This window comes from Acidovorax bellezanensis, assembly GCF_025421555.1.
Lineage (GTDB): Bacteria > Pseudomonadota > Gammaproteobacteria > Burkholderiales > Burkholderiaceae_C > Comamonas > Comamonas bellezanensis.
Window position 1 is genome coordinate 34,624 of the sequence record NZ_JAODYH010000004.1, and the last position, 19,767, is coordinate 54,390.

Below are 19,767 nucleotides of genomic sequence, written 5' to 3' on the forward strand. Positions count from 1 at the left end.
TTCCTTTACATGCGGGCCAGCATGCCGCCGTCGATCGCCAGCACGTGCCCGTTGACAAACGCCCCGGCGTTCGACGCCAGGTAGACCACGGCCGGCGCGATGTCGTCCGGCTCCCCCCAACGCCCCAGCGGCACGGCGCTGTGCAGAAAATCATCGAAACCTTCGCGCTCCTGCAGCCCGCGGGTGAACTGCGTGCGCACAAAGCCCGGTGCCAAGGCATTGCTGGTGATGCCCGCGCTGCCGTACTCCACGGCCAGCGCGCGGGTGAACGCCGCGATGGCCCCCTTGGCGGAGGCATAGGCGGCTATGCCGGGCATGCAGGCCTGTCCGGCCACCGACGACATCAGCACGATGCGCCCGAAGCCTTTTTTCACCATGTGCGGCAACACCGCGTGGGCGCAATTGAAGGCGCCGTCCACATGCACGGCGAACAGCGATTTCCACTGCGCCAGCGTCATGTCCGTCACGGGCTGGCGATTCTGGTTGCCGGCATTGCTGACCAGGATGTCCGGCGCCCAGCCCTGCTCGGCCAGGGTGGCTATGGCCTGGCCCACGGCATCGGCCTGGGAGACGTCGAACACCGCGTACCGCGCCTCTATGCCCGCGGCGGTGAGCGTTCGCACCGCGTCCTCGCAACGCTGCGCATCGAGGTCGTTGACGACAATGCGCGCGCCCGCCTGCCCCAGGTGGGTGGCGATCGCCAGGCCCAGGCCGGCAGCGCTGCCGGTAATACATGCCACCCGGCCTTGCAGGCCGAATGTTTTTTCAAGATAAGACGCCACCATGTCGAACTGCTTTCAACGTAAGGATTGGATGCCGGCGCAGACGTTCAGGCTCTGCCCCGTGAAACTGCGCCCGGCCAGGGACGCGAGAAAGAGCGCGGTGTCCGCCACGGCCGACAAAGGCACACGGCGGTGCAGCGCGACATTGCCCAGAATGTCGCTCCACATGTCGGCCTCGCTGATGCCGCGCGCCTGCGCCTTGGCGGCCGTCACCTGGCGTGAGCGGTCACTGTCGACGATGCCGGGAAGAATGGCATTCACCGTGATGTCGTCCTCGCCCAGCTCCAGCGCCAGGCTTTGCGTCAGCCCTATCACCGCCCACTTGGATGCGGCATAAGGCGTGCGCAGCGGATAGCCCAGGCGCCCGGCCACCGAACTCAGATTGATGATGCTGGCCCGGTGCGAGGCCCGCAGCGCGGGCACCGCCTGGCGCACGCACAGGTACTGGCTGCGCAGGTTGACCGCCATGGTCTGGTCCCACTGTTCGGGCGTGACGTCCTCGATGCGGGCCGTGGGCCCGGCGATGCCGGCGTTGTTGACCAGCACATCCAGCCCGCCCAGCGCCGCCAGCGCCTGCCCGAACCAGGCCTGCACGGCCTCGGGGCTGGACGCATCGGCGCACATGCCCGCCCCGCCGGGCAAGGACGGCAAGGCTGCGGCCAGCGCGCCTTCGGAAATATCGCTGATGTGCACGCGGGCACCGGCATGGGCGAACGCCTGGGCGATGCTCAGGCCAATGCCCGAAGCGCCGGCCGTCACCATGACGCGCAGGCCTTGTAAGTCGCGGTTCATTTCAATAAGCCTTTGTCGAGCGGGCAGGCCCGGCGCTCACCGGCTGGGGCCCGCACTCAGGGAAAGGGGCAGGAAGGCGGCCCGCGCACTTCCTGCAGCGGCGCTCAGGGGGCCTTGCGCGCCGTCTCGATGGTGGCCAGAGTCTTGTTGACCAGTTCCACGCCCAGCTCGGACTTGTATTTCTCGATCACCGGTGCCGTCGCCTGCACCATGCGCGCGTGCTCCTTGGGCTCGATGGTGTTGAACTTCATGCCGGCCTTGATCAAATCCTTGACCACGTCCGCTTCCATCTTGCGGCTGACTTCGCGGTGGTAGGTCTGCGCTTCCTTGCACGAGGACTCCATCACGCCGCGCTCGTCGGCGCTGAGCTTGTCCCAGAACTTCTTGCTCACCAGCACCACGGCCGGCAGATAGACGTGGCGGGTTTCCGTCAGGTACTGCTGGATGTCCTGGTAGGAGCTGGACTTGGTGACAAGATAGGCGCTTTCCTGGCCGTCGATGGCCTTGGTTTCCAGCGCCGTATAGGTTTCCGGATAAGGCAGCGGCAGCGGCGTGGCGCCCAGGCCCTTGAAGATGTCGAGGTAGACCCGGTTTTGCAGCGTGCGAATCTTCAGGTCACGGAAATCTTCCAGGCGCTTGATCGGGTGCTTGTTGTTGGTGACCTGGCGAAAGCCGTAGTCCAGGTAGCACAGTCCGATCAGGTTCTTGTCGGCGAACTTCTTGAGCATGGACTGGCCCACGTCACCGTCGACCACGGCATCGGCCTCTTTTTCGCTGCGGAAGATGAACGGCAGATCGAAGACCGCCAGTTCCTTCACATTGCCCGCCGCGCCGGCCGTGGACACCACGGTCATCTCCAGGATGCCGCCCTGCGCCGACGACATGGACTGGATTTCATTGCCCAGCGTGGCATTGGGAAAGCCCGACACCTTCAGCTTGCCGCCGCTCTTGCCGGCGACGATCTGCGAGAACCTGTCCACCGCCAGGCCGATGGGGTTGTCCTTGGCCACGGCGTAGCTGAACTTGATCTTGCGGTCCTTGATGTCCGCGGCCTGGGCCTGCAGGCCGGTGAGCGCGAACAGGCCGGCGGCGATGGCGAAGCTGAGGCGGCGAACTTGGGGGGTGATTTTTTTTGTCTGCATGTCTGTCTCCTGTGGATCGAAGGGGGAAAGAGGGGCTTACTTCAGTTCCTGACCGTCCAGTTCTCCGCCCAGGAACTTGTTGGGCTTGAGAAAGAAGCACAGCACCAGGGCACCTTTGGGGGAGCGGGCAATATGGCGGTGGCCCTTGGGACGCCAGGCGAAGTTGCCGGCGGGGTAGACGCCGTCGTCGTCCTCGAACTCGCCTTCGAGCACATAGCTTTGCTCGATTTCCACATGCTCGTGCAGCGCCAGCACCGTGCCCGGCTGCCAGCGGAACAGCGCCGTCAGCAGGCCGGTCTCATCGTCCTTGACCAGCACTTTCATATCGATGCCCGGCGTGGGCGTGGGCTTCCACGGCAGCGCATCCACCGCCATGTTGCGCGAGTCGAGGGGGCCGTACTTTTCAGCATTCGGCAAGAAGGGGGTCATCACTGCCATGGGGATCTCCTTGGGGGTTCGGGTGCGGTCAATCAGGCGGCCGCGCGGGCGCACGGCCGGAATCTGTCAGGCGACGACGGTGTTGCTGAGCTCGCCAATGCCCTGGATGCGGGCGTTCACGGTCTGGCCCACCTGCAGGCAGCGCGGCGGGCGCATGGCAAAGCCCACGCCCTTGGGTGTGCCGGTGGCGATGACATCGCCCGACAGCAGCGTCATGCCGGCCGACAGCTGGGCGATGATCGCGGCCACGTTGAACAGCATGTCGCTGGTGTTGTCGCTCTGGCGCTGTTCGCCATCCACGTCCAGTTCCAGGGCCAGCGCATCGGGATTGGCGATGGCGCTCGCATGCACCACCACCGGCCCCAGCGGGCAGCTGGTGTCCAGGCCCTTGCCCTTGAACCACTGGCCGTGCAGGCGCTGCAGGTCGCGCGCGGTCACGTCGTTGAGGATGGTGTAGCCAAACACATGGGCATGCGCCTGCTCCGGCGCAATGTCGCGCCCGCCCTTGCCGATCACGATCGCCAGCTCGACTTCATAGTCCAGGCTGTCGGTCAGCGCCGCGTGGCGCAGTACGTTTCCGCGGTGGCCCACCAGGGCCGTGCGCGGCTTGGTGAAGAACTCGATGGCCGGCGGAAAGGCGTCGGCCGGCCGGCCGTTGGCCAGATTGCCTTCGATGATGTGGTCACGGTAGTTGCGGCCCACATTGAAGATATTGCGTCCCGTGGGTGCCACGGGCGGCAAGATGGTGGTGTCCGCATAGGCCAGCAGCGCATGGCCTGGCGCCGCGATGGCCTGGCGCGCCAGCGCCAGCGCCGCATCACCGCCGGCGATGAGCTCGTCCACCGACGCGGGGGCTGGCTCGGCCGGCCAGACGGCCGTCAGGTCCAGGATGTTGTCGTCATCCAGCAGGACACCCAGTCGAGGACCTTGGGCATGGAGAAAGTTCAGGAATTTCATGCGGACTCTTCAGTGTTGGAATAGCGTGCGCTGGCGTCGAGCTTCTTACGAGGCTTTGTGTTCCACCGCCACGTGCAAGGCGCGCACATGGGCGCGCGCCAAGGCTTCGGCCTGGTCGGCATCACGCTGCTCGATGGCGGCGATGATGGCCAGGTGTTCGCGCAGCGAATCGGCGCTGCGGTGCAGGCGCGCAATGGTCTGGCGGCGGTAGCTGGTCTGGCGGTGGCCGAACGAGGCCCACACGCGCTCCAGCAGGTGGTTGTTGGCCAGGCGAATCACTTCGGTATGGAAGGCGACGTTGGCCTGCGCATATTCCTTGGGCTGGGCCTCGGCCACGCCGGGTTCGAGAAACGGCTCGAAGATCGCCTTCAAGACCATCACGTCGCGCTGCGAGGCGTTGAGCGCGGCCTCGCGCGCGGCGAAGCCTTCGAGTTGCTCGCGCAACTGCAGCCACTCCAGGTAATCGCGGTCGCTCACCGGTTGCAGCAAGGCGCCGCGCCCGGGGCGCAGGCTGATCAGCCCGGTGCTGTCCAGGCGGATCAGCGCTTCACGCACCGGCGTGCGGCTCACACCCAGCTGGTGGGCCAGGTCTTCCTCGCGCACCCGGATGGGCTCGGTGATCTCTGAACGCAGCGCGTTCAAATGGGCGCTCACGGCTTCGAGTACGCCCTGGCTCGTGGGCTTGGCGGAAAGCTTGGTGCTCATGGCTGCAAAATCATTTCGTCAAAAAGTTCAGGGGCACCATCACGATGGCTGGGAAGAACACCAGCAGGAACATGACGATGAACTGGGCGATCATGAAGGGAATCACGCCCTTGGCCACGTCGTCCAGGCGCATCTTGCCCACACCGGCCACCACGTTGAGCACCGAGCCCACGGGCGGCGTGACCAGGCCGATGGCGTTGTTCATGATGAACAGCACGCCGAAGTACACCGGGTCGATGCCGGCCTCCTTGATCACCGGCATGAGCACGGGGGTGAGAATCAGGATGGTGGGCATCATGTCCATGGCCGTGCCCACCACCATCACCAGCACCATGATGGCAATCAGCAGCAGCGTGGGGCTGTCCAGCAGCGGTTCGAGCAGGGCAATGATCTGGTCCGGGATTTCCGCCACCGTGATCAGCCAGGCCGAGACCATGGAGGCCGCCACCAGGAACATGATCACGGAGGTGATCTTGGCCGCCGTGACGAACACCGCGTACAGCTGGCGCAGATTGATTTCGCGGTAGACCACCATGGCCACGAAGAGCGCATAGACCGCGGCCACCACGGCCGCTTCGGTGGGCGTGAAGATGCCGAATTTCAGGCCGAACAAGACGATCACGGGCAGGCCCAGGGCCCACAGCGAGTCCTTGAACGCCTGCAGCTTCTCGCGCGTCGTGGAGACGGGCGGCAGGCTGACGTTCTCGCGGGAGGCGACGATCCACCAGGCGATGGCGATGGACACGCCCATCAACAGGCCCGGCACGATGCCCGCCATGAACAGCTTGCCGATGGACACGTTGGCGGCCACGCCGAACACCACAAAGCCGATGGAAGGCGGGATGATGGGCGCGATGATGCCCGCCGAGGCGATCAGGCCGCCGGCACGCGCCTTGTCATGCCCGGCCTTGACCATCATGGGCAGCAGCAAGGCAGCCAGCGCCGCGGTATCGGCCACGGCCGAGCCCGACAGCGCCGCCATCAGGCAGGCGGCGATGATGGCCACGAAGCCCAGGCCGCCACGCATGTGCCCGACCAGGGTGATCGCCAGATGGACGATGCGCTTGGACAGGCCGCCGACGTTCATGATCTCGCCGGCCAGCATGAAGAAAGGCACGGCCAGCAGCGGGAAGCTGTCCGCGCCATTGATGACGTTTTGCGCCAGGATCTGGGCATCGAACAGGTCCAGATGCAGCATCAGGGCCAGGCCCGAGAACAGCAGCGCGTACGCGATGGGCATGCCTATGGCCATGGCCCCCAGCAGTGCGCCGACGAAAATCAACACGGTCATTTATGTCTCCGGTATGTCTGGAAGTGCTCAACGCTGGCCGTGGGAAGTGCCCGGCGCCGGGTCATCGGCCTCTGGCGGCAGGGCCAGGTGGGCCATCTCTTCCGATTCCTGCACCATGACCAGCTCCTGGTCGGACAGCTGGCCGCTCACCGTGAGCCACAGCTGGTGCAGCAGGATCACGGCCGTGGACAGGGCAAACAGCACGCCGGCAAAGTAGAAGATGCCGACCGACAGGCCGCTGACCGGCGCTTCCGTCTCCCGGTTCACCGCCACCTGGCTCCAGCTGCCGTCGAGCATCAGCCAGGTGATGTAGAGCATGACGATCTGCGCCACCACCAGGCACAGGCGCTGCGCCCATGCCGGCAGGCGCACCACCACCATGTCGGTGCCCATGTGGCCGCGCTCACGCATCACCACCACGGCGCCCATGAACACCATCCAGACAAACATCCAGCGCGACAGCTCTTCGGAAAGCAGCAGACCGGTGCTGAAGAAGTAGCGCAGCACCACATTCCCAAACACCAGAAACACCATGGCGGCCATGAGCAGCGCACACACGGCCTCCAAGGCCCGGCAATAACGATTCAACAAGCGGTTCATGGACCATCCTTTGGCTTAGCCGTCAGCGGATACACCAACAGACTTAGGTATGCAATTATCTGTTTTGTATGCAAAACTGAATTCTAGTGCACAGACTATCCATCCCAGGCCGCAAAATCACCTAGGGTTTTCACCAGTTGCCGGGTTTTCTGCGCTTTTCCGCGCCGTTCACTGCACAGGCCCGGCACTCCAACGAAAAACAGCTTCTGGCGCGCCGACACGCCAGAAGCTGTTTTCAGGTGCCGCGCCCGGCGTTCAAGGCTTGCAGGCGTCCGACTGCCCGGCCTTCTTCAGGTAGGCGATCAAGTCCTGGCGCTCCCCCGCATCGGCTACGCCGTCGTAGGTCATGGCCGTGCCGGGCACGAACTGGGTCGGGGCCTTGATGAACAGGTCCAGCGTTTTTTCGTCCCAGACCAGCTTGGAATTCTTCATCGCCGGCGAATAGTCAAAGCCCGGCACGCTGCCCGCGCGCCGCCCCAGCAGGCCGCAGTGGCGCGGCCCCACACGGTCGCTGGCCAGTGCATGGCAGGCCATGCAGCGCACGTAGATCTGCTCTCCGCGCAGGACATCAGGCGCCGCAGTGGCAGCCGATGCCGCCGCGCCCAAGGCCATGGCGGCGAGCAGCCCTCGCGCGGCAGTCATGACATGAAGGCCGAGGGCACGGCGACTTCGCCCAGGGCCTGGCGCAGCACGGCCCAGTGCATGGCCTCGTCGCCCAGGATGCTCGCCGCCGCCTTGGCCAGGTCGCGGTTGCCGAACAGCGGCACGGCCCCCAGGTAGGCGCTCACAGCGCCCTGCTCCAACTGGGCCGCGAACTTCAGCACATCGGCCTGGGCCTTGAGCTGCGCCACCGGGAAGTCGTACTTACTCTTGGCCGCCACAGGCTTGCCGCCCAGTTTCTCGACGGTCTTGGCCAGCAGTTCGGCATGCTGCTTGTGGTGGCCCTGAAAGCTCAGGGCCAGCGCCAGCACCGGTTTTTCCAGCAGCTGGCTTTCCGCGCCCAGCTGATACGCGGCAATCGCTTCGAGCTCGGCGCCCAGCGCGGTGTTGAGAATCCGTGCGTCGTCCGCCTTGTGCCCGCCGGCCTTGGCCGCGAGCGCCTCGTTGCCCGACAGCAGCGCAACGGCCGCTCCCGACAGCACCAGGCCGGACTGGCCCAGAAACATTCGCCGCGCGGACGCGGGGCTGGTCATTTGGAAGAAGGACATGGCAGTCTCCTGGTGGGTCAAGAAACGGGCGGCGCGCTGGCCCCCGGCGTGATGTCCGCCAGCACGCGCGCCACGATGCGGTCGCAGCGCGCTCCGGCAAACGAAAAAGCGTCTTCCATGGCGAAGTCCATGTCGCGCGACAGGCTCTCGCGCAGCAGGCTGCGGGCGCGAAAAAAGCGCGTGCGCACCGTGGCCTCGGGAATGCCCACGGCGGCCGCCACTTCTTCGACCGACATCTCCTGCACCGCGCGCAGCACGAACACCGTGCGAAAGGCTTCGGGCAAGGCATCGATGCGCCGCTCCACCAGCCGGCGCATTTCGGCGCGGGCGGCCAGGCGGTCGGGGCGCTCGTCGGGATCGGCTGGCATCAAATCCTCCGCGGATGGCCCGTCCAGGGTCTGGCCGGTGTCGAATGCAATCACCTGGCCCGCATGGCGGCGCACCCGCCCAAGCGCCTCGTTGATGACGATGCGCACCAGCCAGGTGGAGAGCTTGGCGTCGTCCCGGAAACTGCCCAGCGCACGCCAGGCGCGCAGATAGCTTTCCTGCACCGCCTCCTCGGTTTCGGCATCGCTTTTCAGAATGCTGCGCGCCGTGCGGAACAGCAGCCGGTTGTGGCGGCGCATGATGCGCTCGAAAGCGCCGGCGTCGCCCTGGGCGGCACGCAGCGCCAGCTCGGCGTCGGGCGTGGCGTCGGACGGTACGGCTGAGGGTTGGCTGGAGGAGTGCATGGCGTGTGTCCTGTCCATTGGATGGCGCCAGGATGCGCCACGTTCCGGCGACGCCCAAACCCCCACGCCGAGGATGGGCACCCGGCACGGCGGCCGTCAGCGCGGGGCGAGAACGGACCTCGCCCCATCCCCGCGCCCCCGCCGCTCCTTCATGGCGCGAGCAGCAGTTCCCGCAGCTTGAACTTCTGGATCTTTCCAGTGGGCGTGGACGGCATGGCCTCACGCACGATGAGGCGCTCGGGCATGTACTGCATGGCGACTTTCTGGGACTTCAGGAACTCGACGATGGTCGGCAGGTCGATGTGCTGGCCCGGCTTCACGACCACCACGGCGCAGGCGCGCTCGCCCAGGCGCTCGTCCGGGTAGGCGACGATGGCCGCCATGGCGATGGCCGGATGCCGGTACAGCAGGGCTTCGATCTCCACCACCGGAATGTTCTCGCCGCCGCGAATGATCACATCCTTGCTGCGGCCGGTGATGCGCACATAGCCCTGCGCGTCCAGCTGCGCCAGATCGCCGGTATCGAACCAGCCGTCGGCATCGGTGGCATTGAGCTGCGGGCGTTTCAGGTAGCCGCCGAAGTTGGAGCAGGAGCGCAGCAGCAGCTTGCCGGCCTGTCCCGCAGGCAGCGCGCTGCCATCGGCGTCGACCACCTTGAGTTCCACGCCCGGCAGCGGACAGCCATCGGTGGTGACGGCGCGCTGGTCGTCATCGTCCGGCTGGATCAGGGTCACGGCGCCGCTTTCCGTCATGCCCCAGGCCGAGATGATCTTGCTGCCCAGCACCCGCCGGGCGTGCTCGACCAGCGCGCCCGGAATGGGGGCGCCCGCGCACACAAAAGTGCGCAGCGTCGGCACAGCCAGGCCCGATTCGTCCACGCCGCGCGCCAGGTCGGTCAGAAAGGGCGTCGAGGCCATGGTGAAAGTCACCCCTTCGTGGCGGATCAGGTCTATGCCCTTGAGCGGCTCCCAGATGTCGAGCAGCACGGCGCTGGCGCGCAGCATGATGGGCATCATCAGGCCATACATGAAACCGGTCTGGTGGGCCATGGGCGAAGCCATCAACACCACGTCGTCCGCACCCAGGTGCAGGCGCCGGGCGTAGGGAATGATGTTGGCCATGGTGGTATTGGCGGTCTGCATCACCCCCTTGGGCTCGCCAGTGGTGCCCGAGGTGTACAGCAGTTGCGTCACGTTATCGGGGCCGGGCCGGTGGCGCGTCAAAAGGGTCTGGGCGTCCGGCGCCTTCTCCCACGCCGGGCCGCTGAGCAGCGCCTCGAAGCTGTTGGCCCCCGCGCCGTCGACGACGACCAGGTGCTTGAGGCAGGGCAGATCGGGCTGCAGCGCCGCGGCCATCTTCTCGAAGTCGAAACCGCGAAAGCGCTGGGGCACGATCAGCACCTTGGCCTCGCCATGCTGGAGCATGAAGGACAGCTCGCGCTCGCGGAAGATGTGCATCAGCGGATTCATCACCGCGCCTATGCGCGAGCAGGCCAGGTAGATGACGCTGAACTGCCACCAGTTGGGCAGCTGGCAGGCCACCACATCGTTGTGCCCCACGCCCAGGCGGCTCAGGCCGACAGCCACGCGGTCCACCATGGTGGCGAGCTCGCGGTAGGTGAAGCGTGTGGTCTCGCCGCTTTCCGCCCGCAGTGCGGTCAGCGCCATCTGGTCCGGGCAACTGGCCACGCAGGCGTCCAGGTCGTCGTTGATGGTGCGGTCGTGCCAAAAGCCCTGGGCTACGCTGTGCGCCCGGCGGGGCGCGATCAGGACGGGGTCGAATTCCATGCGCTTGTCTCCTGGTATTTTTTGTCGATCACGCCGTCAGGCGGGCACGAACTTGCGTCCGGCGCGTACGCGAGCAATCACGGTTTTCATGATCTGGGCCGTGCCGTCGCCGATCTGGAAGCCCAGCACATCGCGCAGGCGTTGCTCCATCAGACCCCGGTCATAGCCGCCGTGGCCGAAGCACAGCAGGCACTGGTGGATGGTGTCGTAGGCCAGCTTGGGCCCCCACCACTTGGCCATGCCGGCTTCCGCCGAGTGCGGCAGACCCTGGTCCTTGAGCCACAGGCCTTGCAGGCACAGCAGGCGCGCACCTTCGACTTCGGTGTCGAACTGGGCCAGCGGATGCGTCACGCCCTGGAAAGCCGACAGGGGCTGGCCGAAGGCCTGGCGCTGGGTGATGTATTCCCAGGTCTCATCCAGGGCCGCGCGGGCGACGGCCAGCACCTGCAGGCCGATCAGCGAGCGCGAGAAATCAAAGCCCTGCATGACTTGCACAAAGCCCTTGTTCTCTTCGCCCAGCCGGTGGCTGACGGGCACGCGCACGTTCTCGAAGAAGATGGAGCCGCGGCCGATGGCGCGCTGGCCGTGGCAGTCGAAGCGGTTGGTCGTCAAGCCGGGCAAGTCCATGGGCACCAGCAGCGCGGTCACGCCGTGGGCGCCGTCCTCGGGTGAACCCGTGCGGCCGAACACCACCGTGATGTCGGCCTGGTCGGCCGCCGAAATCGACGTCTTCTCGCCGTTGATGACGTAGAAGTCGCCGTCGCGCACGATGCGCAGGCGCAGATTGGCCGCGTCGGAGCCGCCGCGCGGCTCGGTCAGGGCGATGGCGCAAATGGCTTCACCCCGGGTGAGCTTCTTCAGCCAGGGGCCGACGATCTCGGGCTGGCCATGCTGGGACAGGATCTGTCCGTTCAATGACGCCAGCAGGTTCAGATAGGAAATGCTCAGGTCGGCCCGGGCGATTTCCTCGTGGATCACGCCCGCGGCCAGGCAGCCCAGCCCCAGGCCGCCGAAGGCTTCGGGCAGCTCGGGACAGATGAACCCAAGTTCACCCATCTCGCGCAGCAGCGTGCGGTCCAGAACACGGGTCTGGTCGCGCGCCAGAAAACCGGGTGCGACACGTTGGGTGGCAAAGCGGCGCGCGTGCTCGGCCAGCGCCTGCAGGTCTTCGTCGATATAGGGGTTGGGATTCATCGCGGGTCTCCAGGGGCTTACTTGGCGTGCTTGCGGAAATCGGGCTTGCGCTTTTCCTTCAGCGCATTGACGCCTTCGCGCGACTCCTCGGTGTCGTAATACAGCTTGAGCGCGTACATGCCCAGGCCCGCAATGCCGGCCTGGTGGGCGGTGTCGGCGTTGAAGCTGCGCTTGGCGATCGCCAGGGCCGTGGGGCTGCGCTCGCAGATTTCCTCGCCCCACTTCTGCACTTCGGCGTCGAGCTGCTCGTGCGGCACGCAGACGTTGGCCAGGCCCATGGCCACGGCCTCTGTACCGGAGTAGCGGCGGTTCAGGTACCAGATCTCACGGGCTTTCTTCTCGCCGACCACGCGGGCCAGAAAAGCCGTGCCGTAGCCCGGATCGACCGAGCCCATCTTGGGGCCGACCTGACCGAACTGGGCCTTGTCCGAGCAGATCGTCAGATCGCAGATGGTGCACAGCACGTTGCCGCCGCCGATGGCAAAGCCCTGCACGCGGGCAATCACGGGCTTGGGCACGTTGCGGATGGCGTCGTGCAGCTCTTCCATGGGCAAGCCTATGGTGCCGCGCCCGTCGTAGTTGCCGTCATGGGCCGACTGGTCGCCGCCGGTGCAAAATGCTTTCTCGCCCGCGCCGGCCAGCACGATGGCGCCCACGCTCCGGTCGTAGCCGGCCTTGTTCAGCGCCTTGATCAATTCATCGCAGGTCGTGCCGCGAAAGGCGTTCATCTTCTCGGGGCGGTTGATGGTGATCCAGGCCACGCCGTTGCGTACTTCGTAAAGAATGTCTTCGAATTGCATGCTGTTCTCTTTTCGTCAGGGTGGAAAGAAAGTGCGGCCGATCAGCCGTGCATCGTCAGGCCGCCCGACACGCTGATGACCTGGCCGGTGATGAAGGCGGCGTCGTCGCTGCCGAAGAAAACAATGGCGCCGGCCAGATCGTCGGGCTGGCCCAGGCGGCCCATGGGAATGGCGTTCTTGAACGCCTCGATGAGCTTGGCCGGGTCACGCGCGCCGTCAACCACATCCGCCAGCAAGGCGGTATCGGTGGGGCCGGGGCAGACCACGTTGACGCTGATTCCCTGGCGGGCGTGTTCCCGTGCCAGGGTCTTGGACAGGGCGACCAGGCCGCCCTTGCAGGCCGCATAGACGGCCTCGCCGGAGGAGCCGCCGCGCGCCGCATCGGATGCCACGTTCACGATGCGGCCGTACTTGCGCTCGGCCATGCCCGGCAGCACGGCGTGGTGCATGTGCAGCGCGCCCGTCAGGTTGATGGCGATCAGTTGCTCCCACTCGGCCGGCACGGTCTTGAGGAAAGGCTTGAACACGTCCCAGCCGGCGTTGTTCACCAGCACGGCGATGGGCCCCAGCGCCGCTTGCGCGGCCGCCACGGCGGCATCGACTTCGGCGCGGTCCGTGATGTTGCACCGGAAGGCCTGCGCCGTGCCGCCCGCGGCCTGGATCTCGGCCACCACGCGCTGGGCGGCTTCAAGGTTCATGTCGAACACCGCGACCTTGGCGCCTTCCGCGGCAAAGCGCCGGCAGGTCGCCCCACCGATGCCGCCACCACCGCCCGTCACGATGACCGTCTTGTTTTCCAGTTTTCCCATGCTTTTCTCCATGCGCCATTGAGGTTGGTATGCTTGCTGCATCGACCGGCAAATTACGTCAATACATTTACGTATATTAGGTCACGCCGCTTTCAAGAGCAAGCGCATATTTCTGCAGGATTTTTATGGTTAACCCTAGTGAACTGAGTACTTCCGCGCGTGCAGACCTGGCCAACAGGGTGTTTTTTCGCCTCTATCAATGTGCAAACATGTTGCATAAAACAGGGACGCGCGCCGTGGAAGCCGAAGGCCTCACCACGCAGCAGTGGGCGGTGCTGGGCGCCTTGTCGCGCCCGGATGCCGAAGGCGGCATGAGCGTCGGGGACCTGGCGCGCTACCTGATGGTGAGTCGCCAGAACCTGTCGGGGCTGATCAGCCGCATGGAAAGCGCCGGCCATATAGGCTCGGCCCCCGATGGGCGCGACCGCCGCTCACGCCTGGTGACGATGACGGACTCAGGCCGCGATGTCTGGACCCGGCTGGCGCAACCCAAGATCCACGACTATTACGAGCAGGCGCTGGACGGCTTTTCCAGCAACGACCTCACCCATACGCTGCACTACCTGCTCAAGTTGCTGGAGAATATGAAGCGTCTGGACAACGACAAAGAGCCCGCTTCGGCAGGCGACTGACAAACCGCACCCCGGCTTGCCGCCCAGCGCCGCCAAGGACCTTGACCGCACTGGCGGCCCACCATCGAATCACCATGGCACAAGAACTGCACTCCAAGAACATCGTCATCACCGGCGCTTTCGGCGTCCTGGGCCAGGCCATCGCCAGCGCGGCGGCGCAGGCCGGCGCGCGCGTCTGCCTGCTCGGCCATGGCGCGGCGCAGGCGCCAGCGCCGGACAAGGCCCTGGTCATCGCCAACGTCGACCTGACCGACCCGCAATCCGCGAACGCCGCGCTGCAGCGTGCGGCCGACGAACTCGGCGGCGTGGACGCGCTGGTGAACGTGGCCGGCGGCTTTCAGTGGCAGACCGTGGAAGGCGATGCCTTCGAAGCCTGGGAGCGGATGTTCGACATGAACCTCAAGACCGCCGTGCTCGCCACGCGCGCCGCCCTGCCCCATCTGCGCGCCCGGCCTCAGGCGCGCATCGTCAATGTCGCGGCGACAGCCGCGCTCCACGCCACCGCCGGCATGGGCGCCTACGCCGCCTCCAAGGCCGGCGTGCTCAAATTGACGGAGGCGCTGGCCGCGGAACTCGCCGACGCGGGAATCAACGTCAACGCCGTACTGCCCAGCATCATCGACACGCCGCAAAACCGCCGCGACATGCCCGGCGCCGACACCAGCGGCTGGGTGCGCCCCGCCGATCTGGCGCAGGTGGTGCTGTTCTTCCTGGGCCAAGCCTCCGCGGCCGTGACAGGCGCTGCGCTGCCCGTCACGGTGGGCCACAAGCCCTGAACCCAGCCCATTCACTGTTTGCTGAAAGTATCTTCATGACCTCTACCCGCGCCATCTTCGTCAACGCCCCCGGCGGCCTGGACCGCATCGAGCAGGGCACCGTGGACACACCCGCCCCCGCCGCCGGCCAGATCACCGTGCGCCTGCTGGCAAGCTCGCTCAACTTCCATGACTACGCCGTGGTCGCCGGCCGCGCCAAGCTCAGCGTCGACCGCCGCATTCCCATGGCCGACGGCGCGGGCGAAGTGACGGCCGTAGGCGACGGCGTCAGCGAATTTGCCATCGGCGACCGCGTGGTCAGCACCTTCTACCCCGGCTGGATCGACGGCCCGCCGCGCATTTCCGGCTTTGCCACCACGCCCGGCGACGGCATCGACGGCTACGCGCGCGACGCCGTCACGGCCCCGGTCAGCTACTTCACGCACGCACCCAAAGGCTACAGCCATGCCGAAGCCGCGACGCTGACCACCGCCGGCGTGACCTCCTGGCGCGCGCTGTACACCGACGGCGCCATGAAGCCCGGCGCCACGGTGCTGGTGCAGGGCACGGGCGGCGTGTCGATTTTTGCGCTGCAACTGGCCAAGGCCGCGGGCGCCACGGTGATCGCCACCTCGTCCTCCGACGCCAAGATGGAGCGCCTCACGGCCCTGGGCGCCGACCACGTGATCAATTACCGCAGCAACGCCCAATGGGGCCAGACCGCCGCGGAAATCTCCGGCGGCGGCGTGGACCATGTGATCGACGTGGGCGGTGCCAACACCCTGGACCAGTCCATGCTGGCCGCGCGCCCCGGCGGCCACATCGCGGTGATCGGCATTCTGGGCGGCCTGTCCGGCAATGTGATGGTGGCCAACATCCTGCGCAAGCAGCTGCGCCTCACGGGCCTGCTGGTGGGCAGCCGGCGCGACCAGCTGGACCTGGTCCGCGCCTTGAACAGCACCGGCGTCAAGCCCGTGCTGGACCGCAGCTTCGCGCTCGACGCCATGGGCGATGCTTTCCGCCACCAGGAAAGCAACCAGCATTTCGGCAAGATCGTGCTGGAGTATTGAGCCGGGCCGGCGCGAAAGGGGCCGCACAAAGCGCTTGACCCTCTCGTAACGGCAGGGTTTAGCATGCCTTCAACTTGAGAGGGAAGGCATGCTTTTGAAGATTGGTGAACTGGCCCGGCGCACCGGGCTGACGGTGCGCGCCTTGCGCCACTATGACGACATCGCCCTGCTGGTGCCTTCCCAAAGGTCCAGCAGCGGCTACCGCCTGTACGACCACAAGGACGTGGCGAGGCTTTACCGCATCCAGGCCTTGCGGCGACTCGACCTGTCGCTCGCCGACATACAAGCCCTGCTCGCCAACGCCGCCGGCGACATTGCACAAGTCGTCGCCCGGCAGCTCGCGCAACTCGACCACGAAATCCAGCAGGCGTCGGCGCTGCGCAGCCACCTGCACGCGCTGCAAGCCCAGTTGCGGGCCGACCACGAGCCCGGCATCGACGACTGGCTTTTCGCGCTAGAAAGCATGGTCACGGGCACGAAGTACTTCAGCGACGCCGAGCAGCGCACGCTGCAGGCGCAGCGTGACAGCGCCGCGGCCGCGCCCCTGCGCGCCGAGTTGTCGGCCTGGCTGCGGCGCCTGGTAGCGACCGGCGTGGCGCCCGAGGACCCGCAGGCCCAGCCCCTGGCGCAACGCTGGATTGCCATGCTGCTCGAAGAGACCGGTGGCGACGAAGGCCTGCTGATGAAGCTCTACGCCATGCACTGGAACGAGCCGTCGCTGCACGCGCTGACCGGCGTGGACCGCGCCGGCATCCGCTACATCTCGCAGGCCATGGCCTTTGCGCGCCTGCAGCGCTACGCCCCCCACTGCAGCGCCGACGAGATGCACACGCTGCGCCAGCACTACGTCGCTCAGACCGATGCCTGGCCGCCGCTCATCGCCCAAGTGCGCCAGCAGATGCTGGCAAGCGCCCCCGCCGATGGGGCCACCATGCGGGCGCTGGCCGAACGATGGCAGGCGCTGTCGCTGGCCAAGGCCGGCGGCGATACCGCTTTGCACGCCAAGCTGCAAAGCGCGTTCCGCCACGACGCGGCCCTGCGCTTCGGCTCCGGCATCGACGAGACGCTGGCCGCCTATGTAGGCCAAGCCATCGCGCAGCTCGGCGCCGTATCCCCCTCCTGACCGCACCCCAAGGCCTCCCATGAACGCAGCAGCGCAGACCTACCCCCACTTTTTCACCGGCAACTATGCGCCGCTCACCGAAGAGCACGACATCGCGCAGCTGCCCATCGACGGAAAGTTGCCGCCCGGGCTCTCCGGCAGCCTGTACCGCGTAGGCCCCAGCCCGCAGTACGCTCCACGCGACAACAACTACCACTGGTTTTCCGGCGACGGCATGGTCCATGCCTTCCACATCGCGGGCGGCCAGGTGGCCTACCGCAACCGCTGGGTGCGCACGCCCAAATGGCAGCTCGAACATGACGCAGGACGCGCGCTCTTCGGCACCTTCGGCAACCCCGCCACCACCGACCCGCTGGCCCAGGGCCGCAACGGCGGTACGGCCAACACCAGCATGCTGTGGCATGGCGAGCGGCTTTTCGCGCTCGAGGAGTCGCATCAACCGTTTGAACTCGACGCCCGCACGCTGGCCGCCAAGGGGCACCAGAGCTTTGGCGAGCGCCTGACTTCACGCTGCACCGCGCACCCGAAGGCGGATCCGGACAGCGGCGAACTGCACTTCTTCGCCTACTCGCCCGACGGCCCCTGTTCGCCGACCATGCTGTATGGCGTGATGGACCCGCACTGCGAAGTCACGCAAATCCAGTCCTTCACTGCGCCGTACGCGAGCATGGCGCACGACTTCGTGCTGACGCGCGGCCATGTGCTCTTCCCCGTCACGCCGCTGACGCTCAGCATGGAACGCGCCATGCGCGGCAAGCCCCTGCTGGCCTGGGATGAAGGCCTGCGCACCCACGTCGGTGTGATGCCGCGCGGCGGTACGGCGGACCGCATGCGCTGGTTCGACACCGACGCCTGCCATGTGTTCCATGTGATGAATGCCTGGGACGACGGCGACACCATCGTGGCCTATGTGATGCAGTCGGACACCGCCCCCGGCCTGCCCGACGCCGAAGGCCGCCCCGGCGACCCCGACGCCATGGCCGCGCGCCTGTGCCGCTGGACCTTCGACCTGGGCAGCGCCGACATCGGCTTCCGGCGCGAGTACCTCGACGACCTGGTGGCGGAGTTTCCACGCATAGACGAGCGCTACACGGGCCGGCGCAACCGTTACGGCTTCTACACCTGCCATGCGACGGCGCGCGCGCGGGATGATTCCGAAAGCGTGCTCTTCGACAGCCTCGCGCGTTTCGACTTCGACAGCGGCGAGCGCCAGCTGTACACGCTGCCCCACGGCGACGTGGTGTCAGAACCGGTGTTCGTGCCGCGCGCGAGCGACGCGGCCGAAGGCGACGGCTGGCTGCTCGCCGTGGCCTGGCGTGCGCAGGAACAGCGCAGCGACCTGCTGGTTTTCAATGCCATGCAACTGGCCGCAGGGCCCGTGGCCGTGGCCCGTTTGCCGCATCGCGTGCCATTCGGGTTTCATGGGAATTGGCGGGCGGGGGTGTAAGGGCCGCCTGGACACATTGCAAGAAATCAGCCCAATACAGGTCTGTCCCCCTGCCGTCGCAGGAGGAGTGCCATCCCCAAGGGCTCCCGCCCCAAGGAATAACAGGAAAAGGGTGCTGCTTGCCCCCAGTGCGATGAATACCAGTTCATTGTGATCCGCTATGTATTCAGCGCGTGCGACTGCCCGCACCAAGGCATTGTGGAAACGATATTCACCGACCGCCCTGAAACCGACATCATCCAATGCTTCGCGGAGCGTGGTGACAAACGCGCGGCATTCCTGATGGGAGAACAGTACATCTGGGGCCATTTTGGGAAAAAGGATTACGCAGGCGCAGCACCTTGGTACCTGCAGGCAGCCCGAGCTGGCGAGCCTTTTGCACAGGAAATACTGGGAAAAATGTACAACACGGGGAGCGGCGTCGAAAGAAATCCGGCACTGGCCAAGGAATGGTTTGCCAAGGCGGCAAAGGCGCCCAGTACACCATAGACCACTGGACGGACTGAAGCCAGCGCATCCATTGGCCTTTAGACGCGGGCTCTGGAGCTCAGCCGCGATGGTGAATTCATCGCTTGAACCACTCAGATCCAGGCAGAGACCCTTTCGCCTTCGCGCGTCATCCCGTGAGTGTTTGGCATATCAGTGTCTGCCAAGACAGGGGTATCCGGTTTCTGTTCGGCTACGCGCTCGACCGTGGCACCGCTGAGGTCCACCCCGCTCACCCCGCGTTTCTTCATAGCCAGGATCGTGCTGCTGGAGGCAATTTTTTCGCCTGCATTGCTGTCGGTTCAAGATTTTCAAAGCACCAAACCATTGGCGCTTCTTTAAGTGGAATTTAAGCTCGCATTAACTGCACAGCGGCCAACCATCCATTCCCTACCAACTCCCAGCCGGCATTTTGAATTTTTGATCAGCTGCTTTCCAGGCATCCCGTCCACCTCGATACCAGTACACGTTTGAGTAACCCGAATCTACGGCATGCAAAGTTGCGTTGTAGGAAAGCCAGCATTTCGATCCGTGGCAATAAAACACGATAGGTTTTGATTTATCCCCTGCCGTCAGTCCAGACAGGGCGTTGTCAAATTTTTCCTTGTCCAGCCCCAACAATCTATCTTCACCAGCGCCATCCATCACGACGCCACCGGCCACCGTTTTTTCGGCGCGATACGCCGCCACCACGATGGGCTTGGTGTCACTGGCCAGCATGCTGATCAGATCCTTGGTCGTCAGCACTTTGGCACCGGGAATTTCCGTCGGTGTAGCCGTACCGTAGCCGGAACTTCGCGGTCTGGGATATTTGGTTGCTGCAACCCCGTAATCTTTAAGTTCGTCAGCAAATCCCACATCCTGTGCAAAAGAAGTCATGGCACAGAGAGTGAGCGCAAAGGCGCTGGAAAGATGCCAAAAATTCGAGATTTTCCTCATGGCCCGCTCCTCAATCGTGATCGACATTTCGCCACCCATGGCCGAGATCATCGATCATGCGAAAAATTTCGAACCACTC

22 protein-coding genes are annotated in these 19,767 nt (G+C 65.6%); 6 read left to right on the top strand and 16 right to left on the bottom strand.

Annotated elements, in window-relative coordinates:
* Nucleotides 1–5 precede the first annotated feature (5 nt).
* The 15 genes from N0K08_RS08325 to badH all read right to left on the bottom strand — a co-directional run bounded on the left by N0K08_RS08325 (nt 6) and on the right by badH (nt 13,236).
* On the bottom strand, nt 6–785 hold the full coding sequence (locus N0K08_RS08325; protein WP_261499732.1) for an SDR family NAD(P)-dependent oxidoreductase: 780 nt from the start codon (nt 783–785) through the stop codon (nt 6–8).
* Between the two features lie 12 nt (nt 786–797).
* Nucleotides 798–1,574, bottom strand: coding sequence for an SDR family oxidoreductase (locus tag N0K08_RS08330; protein WP_261499733.1), 777 nt, complete (start codon nt 1,572–1,574; stop codon nt 798–800).
* 104 nt (nt 1,575–1,678) lie between these two features.
* Nucleotides 1,679–2,716 (bottom strand): TRAP transporter substrate-binding protein, encoded by a 1,038-nt coding sequence (locus tag N0K08_RS08335; protein WP_261499734.1) that lies wholly within the window; start codon nt 2,714–2,716, stop codon nt 1,679–1,681.
* A gap of 36 nt (nt 2,717–2,752) precedes the next feature.
* Nucleotides 2,753–3,154 (bottom strand): cupin domain-containing protein, encoded by a 402-nt coding sequence (locus N0K08_RS08340; protein WP_261499735.1) that lies wholly within the window; start codon nt 3,152–3,154, stop codon nt 2,753–2,755.
* A 66-nt stretch (nt 3,155–3,220) separates the two neighbouring features.
* Nucleotides 3,221–4,111 (bottom strand): fumarylacetoacetate hydrolase family protein, encoded by an 891-nt coding sequence (locus N0K08_RS08345; protein ID WP_261499737.1) that lies wholly within the window; start codon nt 4,109–4,111, stop codon nt 3,221–3,223.
* A 45-nt stretch (nt 4,112–4,156) separates the two neighbouring features.
* Entirely contained in the window at nt 4,157–4,816 is a 660-nt protein-coding gene (locus tag N0K08_RS08350; RefSeq protein WP_261499739.1) for a GntR family transcriptional regulator, read from the bottom strand.
* A gap of 10 nt (nt 4,817–4,826) precedes the next feature.
* Nucleotides 4,827–6,107, bottom strand: a complete 1,281-nt coding sequence (locus N0K08_RS08355; protein WP_261499741.1) for a TRAP transporter large permease subunit — start codon at nt 6,105–6,107, stop codon at nt 4,827–4,829.
* A 27-nt stretch (nt 6,108–6,134) separates the two neighbouring features.
* The gene (locus N0K08_RS08360) at nt 6,135–6,707 is read right to left on the bottom strand and encodes a TRAP transporter small permease (protein WP_261499743.1); all 573 of its coding nucleotides are present in this window, start codon (nt 6,705–6,707) and stop codon (nt 6,135–6,137) included.
* A 255-nt stretch (nt 6,708–6,962) separates the two neighbouring features.
* Nucleotides 6,963–7,349 (bottom strand): c-type cytochrome, encoded by a 387-nt coding sequence (locus tag N0K08_RS08365; RefSeq protein ID WP_261499745.1) that lies wholly within the window; start codon nt 7,347–7,349, stop codon nt 6,963–6,965.
* Nucleotides 7,346–7,915 carry a ferritin-like domain-containing protein gene (locus tag N0K08_RS08370; protein WP_261499746.1) on the bottom strand — a complete coding sequence of 190 codons (570 nt, stop codon included), beginning with the start codon at nt 7,913–7,915 and terminating at the stop codon, nt 7,346–7,348. The genes N0K08_RS08365 and N0K08_RS08370 overlap by 4 nt, the downstream gene beginning before the upstream one ends.
* 17 nt (nt 7,916–7,932) lie before the next feature.
* Nucleotides 7,933–8,646: an RNA polymerase sigma factor gene (locus N0K08_RS08375; RefSeq protein WP_261499747.1), complete on the bottom strand. Its 714-nt coding sequence runs from the start codon at nt 8,644–8,646 to the stop codon at nt 7,933–7,935.
* 149 nt (nt 8,647–8,795) lie between these two features.
* Nucleotides 8,796–10,433, bottom strand: a complete 1,638-nt coding sequence (gene aliA / locus N0K08_RS08380) for a cyclohexanecarboxylate-CoA ligase (RefSeq protein WP_261499748.1) — start codon at nt 10,431–10,433, stop codon at nt 8,796–8,798.
* A gap of 36 nt (nt 10,434–10,469) precedes the next feature.
* Nucleotides 10,470–11,627: a cyclohexanecarboxyl-CoA dehydrogenase gene (aliB, locus tag N0K08_RS08385; protein ID WP_261499750.1), complete on the bottom strand. Its 1,158-nt coding sequence runs from the start codon at nt 11,625–11,627 to the stop codon at nt 10,470–10,472.
* 17 nt (nt 11,628–11,644) lie between these two features.
* Entirely contained in the window at nt 11,645–12,427 is a 783-nt protein-coding gene (gene badI, locus N0K08_RS08390) for a 2-ketocyclohexanecarboxyl-CoA hydrolase (RefSeq protein ID WP_261499751.1), read from the bottom strand.
* 41 nt (nt 12,428–12,468) lie between these two features.
* Nucleotides 12,469–13,236, bottom strand: coding sequence for a 2-hydroxycyclohexanecarboxyl-CoA dehydrogenase (gene badH / locus N0K08_RS08395; RefSeq protein WP_261499752.1), 768 nt, complete (start codon nt 13,234–13,236; stop codon nt 12,469–12,471).
* Between the two features lie 125 nt (nt 13,237–13,361).
* Between badH and N0K08_RS08400 the strand changes: the two genes are divergently transcribed.
* From N0K08_RS08400 to N0K08_RS08425, 6 genes are all read left to right on the top strand, one after another.
* Nucleotides 13,362–13,868 carry a MarR family winged helix-turn-helix transcriptional regulator gene (locus N0K08_RS08400; protein WP_261499753.1) on the top strand — a complete coding sequence of 169 codons (507 nt, stop codon included), beginning with the start codon at nt 13,362–13,364 and terminating at the stop codon, nt 13,866–13,868.
* Between the two features lie 74 nt (nt 13,869–13,942).
* Entirely contained in the window at nt 13,943–14,644 is a 702-nt protein-coding gene (locus tag N0K08_RS08405) for an SDR family NAD(P)-dependent oxidoreductase (RefSeq protein ID WP_261499754.1), read from the top strand.
* Between the two features lie 35 nt (nt 14,645–14,679).
* Nucleotides 14,680–15,693: a zinc-dependent alcohol dehydrogenase family protein gene (locus N0K08_RS08410; RefSeq protein ID WP_261499755.1), complete on the top strand. Its 1,014-nt coding sequence runs from the start codon at nt 14,680–14,682 to the stop codon at nt 15,691–15,693.
* Between the two features lie 88 nt (nt 15,694–15,781).
* The gene (locus N0K08_RS08415) at nt 15,782–16,816 is read left to right on the top strand and encodes a MerR family transcriptional regulator (RefSeq protein WP_261499756.1); all 1,035 of its coding nucleotides are present in this window, start codon (nt 15,782–15,784) and stop codon (nt 16,814–16,816) included.
* 19 nt (nt 16,817–16,835) lie between these two features.
* The gene (locus tag N0K08_RS08420) at nt 16,836–18,263 is read left to right on the top strand and encodes a carotenoid oxygenase family protein (RefSeq protein WP_261499757.1); all 1,428 of its coding nucleotides are present in this window, start codon (nt 16,836–16,838) and stop codon (nt 18,261–18,263) included.
* Nucleotides 18,264–18,413: 150 nt separating this feature from the next.
* Nucleotides 18,414–18,752 (top strand): tetratricopeptide repeat protein, encoded by a 339-nt coding sequence (locus N0K08_RS08425; RefSeq protein ID WP_261499758.1) that lies wholly within the window; start codon nt 18,414–18,416, stop codon nt 18,750–18,752.
* Nucleotides 18,753–19,139: 387 nt separating this feature from the next.
* Here the strand turns inward: N0K08_RS08425 and N0K08_RS08430 are convergent, their stop codons facing one another.
* Complete coding sequence (locus N0K08_RS08430; protein ID WP_261499760.1) at nt 19,140–19,727, bottom strand: rhodanese-like domain-containing protein; 588 nt, start codon at nt 19,725–19,727, stop codon at nt 19,140–19,142.
* Nucleotides 19,728–19,767 lie beyond the last annotated feature (40 nt).

Excerpts from the sequence above, each read along its gene's own strand:
- N0K08_RS08325 (WP_261499732.1), bottom strand. The coding sequence starts at position 785 with ATGGTGGCGTCTTATCTTGAAAAAACATTCGGCCTGCAAGGCCGGGTG.
- N0K08_RS08330 (WP_261499733.1), bottom strand. The coding sequence starts at position 1,574 with ATGAACCGCGACTTACAAGGCCTGCGCGTCATGGTGACGGCCGGCGCT.
- N0K08_RS08335 (WP_261499734.1), bottom strand. The coding sequence starts at position 2,716 with ATGCAGACAAAAAAAATCACCCCCCAAGTTCGCCGCCTCAGCTTCGCC.
- N0K08_RS08340 (WP_261499735.1), bottom strand. The coding sequence starts at position 3,154 with ATGGCAGTGATGACCCCCTTCTTGCCGAATGCTGAAAAGTACGGCCCC.
- N0K08_RS08345 (WP_261499737.1), bottom strand. The coding sequence starts at position 4,111 with ATGAAATTCCTGAACTTTCTCCATGCCCAAGGTCCTCGACTGGGTGTC.
- N0K08_RS08350 (WP_261499739.1), bottom strand. The coding sequence starts at position 4,816 with ATGAGCACCAAGCTTTCCGCCAAGCCCACGAGCCAGGGCGTACTCGAA.
- N0K08_RS08355 (WP_261499741.1), bottom strand. The coding sequence starts at position 6,107 with ATGACCGTGTTGATTTTCGTCGGCGCACTGCTGGGGGCCATGGCCATA.
- N0K08_RS08360 (WP_261499743.1), bottom strand. The coding sequence starts at position 6,707 with ATGAACCGCTTGTTGAATCGTTATTGCCGGGCCTTGGAGGCCGTGTGT.
- N0K08_RS08365 (WP_261499745.1), bottom strand. The coding sequence starts at position 7,349 with ATGACTGCCGCGCGAGGGCTGCTCGCCGCCATGGCCTTGGGCGCGGCG.
- N0K08_RS08370 (WP_261499746.1), bottom strand. The coding sequence starts at position 7,915 with ATGTCCTTCTTCCAAATGACCAGCCCCGCGTCCGCGCGGCGAATGTTT.
- N0K08_RS08375 (WP_261499747.1), bottom strand. The coding sequence starts at position 8,646 with ATGCACTCCTCCAGCCAACCCTCAGCCGTACCGTCCGACGCCACGCCC.
- aliA (WP_261499748.1), bottom strand. The coding sequence starts at position 10,433 with ATGGAATTCGACCCCGTCCTGATCGCGCCCCGCCGGGCGCACAGCGTA.
- aliB (WP_261499750.1), bottom strand. The coding sequence starts at position 11,627 with ATGAATCCCAACCCCTATATCGACGAAGACCTGCAGGCGCTGGCCGAG.
- badI (WP_261499751.1), bottom strand. The coding sequence starts at position 12,427 with ATGCAATTCGAAGACATTCTTTACGAAGTACGCAACGGCGTGGCCTGG.
- badH (WP_261499752.1), bottom strand. The coding sequence starts at position 13,236 with ATGGGAAAACTGGAAAACAAGACGGTCATCGTGACGGGCGGTGGTGGC.
- N0K08_RS08400 (WP_261499753.1), top strand. The coding sequence starts at position 13,362 with ATGGTTAACCCTAGTGAACTGAGTACTTCCGCGCGTGCAGACCTGGCC.
- N0K08_RS08405 (WP_261499754.1), top strand. The coding sequence starts at position 13,943 with ATGGCACAAGAACTGCACTCCAAGAACATCGTCATCACCGGCGCTTTC.
- N0K08_RS08410 (WP_261499755.1), top strand. The coding sequence starts at position 14,680 with ATGACCTCTACCCGCGCCATCTTCGTCAACGCCCCCGGCGGCCTGGAC.
- N0K08_RS08415 (WP_261499756.1), top strand. The coding sequence starts at position 15,782 with ATGCTTTTGAAGATTGGTGAACTGGCCCGGCGCACCGGGCTGACGGTG.
- N0K08_RS08420 (WP_261499757.1), top strand. The coding sequence starts at position 16,836 with ATGAACGCAGCAGCGCAGACCTACCCCCACTTTTTCACCGGCAACTAT.
- N0K08_RS08430 (WP_261499760.1), bottom strand. The coding sequence starts at position 19,727 with ATGGGTGGCGAAATGTCGATCACGATTGAGGAGCGGGCCATGAGGAAA.